The organism is Hydrogenophaga sp. (genome assembly GCF_028698005.1).
In the GTDB taxonomy this organism is placed as follows: Bacteria; Pseudomonadota; Gammaproteobacteria; order Burkholderiales; family Burkholderiaceae_C; genus Hydrogenophaga.
Map to the genome: position 1 here is coordinate 1 of NZ_JAQVEJ010000279.1, position 2553 is coordinate 2553.

The window sequence follows — 2553 nt, forward strand, 5'->3', positions numbered from 1 at the left end:
CGTCCGCGCTATCCTTCCCCGCCCGGAACGGCGGGGCTTGTCGCGCACCGGGTCAAGCTACTCGCCGGACGCAAAAAAGGCCCCGCAGGGCCTTTTTTGATGGGTTGCCGGTGGGGGCTGGGCCCGCCGGCATGCAACCACCCGCGATCAGCTCGGGCTGATGGGGGTGGGCTTGGGCCGGGGCTTGGGGGTGGGCTTGGCACCCGGGGCCTCGGGGGCGGGGCCGGGTTCCGCGGGGCCACCGGGCGGCGTGGGCCGCGCCTTGGGGCCGTCGCCCTTGGTGGCTTCGTGAATGGCGAAGATGCCGGCAGCGCCGCCAGCCAGCAGCAGGGCGGTGTCGTGGCTGGCGCCGGCGCCGGCACCACCGGTGCCGCCGCCTGCCTGGGCGACCAGGGCCTTGCAGTTGGCCTCAGAGACCACGAACGAGGCGCCACCCGCCACCACGGCGGTGCAGCCGCTGGGGAACTTGATGGTGACCGAACTGCCCTGGGTGGTCATCACCGTGGCGTTTTCGGTCAGGGCCATGTTGGCGCTCAGGGTCGTGGCCTGATCGCCGCTGGACACGGTGGCCGCGCCTTGCACGCGCTCAACGACGATGCCTTGGGCGAATGCGCTGCCCATCAGGGCGGCGATACCCATCGCGATGGCAATTTTTTTCATGGGTTCCTCTCTGGTTTGGGGGCGGATTGCCTGAATCTAACAGAAACGCTCAATTCTTTTTGCCAAAAATGGGCCACCAGCGGCGAGCTGTGGCGCTGCTGCGACGGTGCGGTTCGGGAAGCGGGTGCCGGTCGGGGGGCTCGTTGTTCAGGATGGCCTGGGGGCGGTCGATCAGCAGGCGGCGGGCTTCGTCGGCGCCCAGCAGGCGTTCGGCGGCCTCGCGGGCCGGGCTCAGGCGGGTGTTGCGGCGGCCGGCCGAATGGGCGTCGCTGGCCAGGATGTGGGTGTGGCCCTCGCCCACGAAGCGCTCGGCCCAGTAGCGGGCGCGCGGGCCGAACACGCCGGTCAGGGCGCCGGCGGTGACCTGCATCCACGCGCCCTGGCCGATCAGGCGCAGGAACACCTCGTAGTGGTGCTCCACCCAGGCCAGGCGCTCGGGGTGCGTGATCACCGGGGTGTAGCCCGAGGCGATCAGGTTGAACACCGCGTCCTCGAAGCGCGGCGGCGGCGTGGTGTGCGAGGGCTCCAGCAGCAGGTAGCGCGAGCCGTGCAGCGTCGGGATGCGGCCCTGAGCCAGGCCGCCGATCAGGCCCGGCACCAGGTGCACGTCGGCGCCCGTCACCAGCGTCAGCGGCATGCCGCGCTGGTCCAGCTCGCGCTGCAGCGCGCGGCAGGCGGCCTCGATGCCCGGCTTGTCGTTCATGTACATGCCGGGGTAGATGTGCGGCGTGCAGGCGATGGTGGTCACGCCGTCGTCGATGGCCATCCGCGCCATCGCCAGCGACACGTCCAGTGTGGGGGCGCCGTCGTCGATGCCTGGGAGCAGGTGGCAGTGCAGGTCGATCATGCGGCGTTCTCCCTCCCTTTCAGTGGCTGGCGGTGTCCAGGCGCATGGCGTCGAACACGATCTCGCCCTGCATGCCGGCACGGGCCTCGTAGGCGGCATGGGGTTGCAGGGCCAGTTGCAGGCCGGGGCCGCAGCCGGTGTCGGGCACCTGCACATCGAGCTGCCAGGTTTTCCAGTCGCGCCCGGTGGGCTGCAGTGGCGCCGAGCGGGCCAGTTCGCGGGGTTGGCTGCCGGGGCCGCCCAGGCAGGTGAGCACCCAGCTCAGGCCCTGGGCGCTGCGCAGGTCGGTGCTTTGCCAGTCGCCCTGCAGGCGGTAGTGGCCCGGGGGCAGCACCAGGTGCTGGCGGACCAGCGGGCTGCGAAAACCCTTGCCGGCCAGGCGCACGCGCAGCACGCGGCCGCGCTCGCCCCGGCCCACCAGCGTCACCTGGGCGCCGGCGCGGTGGTCGTTGGGGCCGGGCACCTCCCAGTCAAAGCCCTGGGCGACGAAGTCGCTTTCGAAGCCGCCGTTGAACAGCAGCGGCAGGGGCCGGTCCCACAGGTGCAGCCACACCACCTGGGCCTCGGTCCACCGGCCTTCGGCCTTCAGGCGGCCGGTCACGAACTGGCCCAGGCGCGGCGCCAGCCGGTGGTGCGCCATGGCCTCGGCCAGCAGCGGCCAGGCCTGGCCCACGGGCACCTTCATGCCGGGCATGGCGCGCAGCACGCGCTCCAGCCAGTCGGCGTCCTCGCGCACGGCCTGGCGCAGGGCCTCGTCCAGCGCCGGCAGGGCCGGGGCCACCTGCAGCAGTTGCACCAGGGTCTGCGCCGCCGGCGTGCTGGCGTGGAAGCGCACCAGGCGCTGCAGCGGCTCCAGCGCCTGCGGCCATTGCCGGGCGTCCAGCGCGCGCGCCGCCTGCAGTTGCAGCACCTCGGGGTGCTGGGGTGCCGCCGCCATGGCCTGGTCAAGCAGCGCGCTGCGCTCGGCCGGCGTGCCAAAGCCACCGGTGTGGGCCAGCACGGCCAGTTCCACCCGCGCCTGGGCATCGCCCGGGTTGCGCTGCAGG

3 protein-coding genes are annotated in these 2553 nt (G+C 72.6%); all 3 read right to left on the reverse strand.

Going from position 1 to position 2553, the window contains the following annotated elements; genetic code table 11:
* Positions 1 to 147: 147 nt before the first annotated feature.
* Positions 148 to 660, reverse strand: a complete 513-nt coding sequence (locus tag PHQ87_RS15995) for a hypothetical protein (RefSeq protein ID WP_300236603.1) — start codon at positions 658 to 660, stop codon at positions 148 to 150.
* 49 nt (positions 661 to 709) lie between these two features.
* On the reverse strand, positions 710 to 1507 hold the full coding sequence (locus PHQ87_RS16000; RefSeq protein ID WP_300236606.1) for a CpsB/CapC family capsule biosynthesis tyrosine phosphatase: 798 nt from the start codon (positions 1505 to 1507) through the stop codon (positions 710 to 712).
* Between the two features lie 19 nt (positions 1508 to 1526).
* A partial coding sequence (locus PHQ87_RS16005; RefSeq protein ID WP_300236609.1) for a hypothetical protein occupies positions 1527 to 2553 on the reverse strand: 1027 nt, incomplete at its 5' end.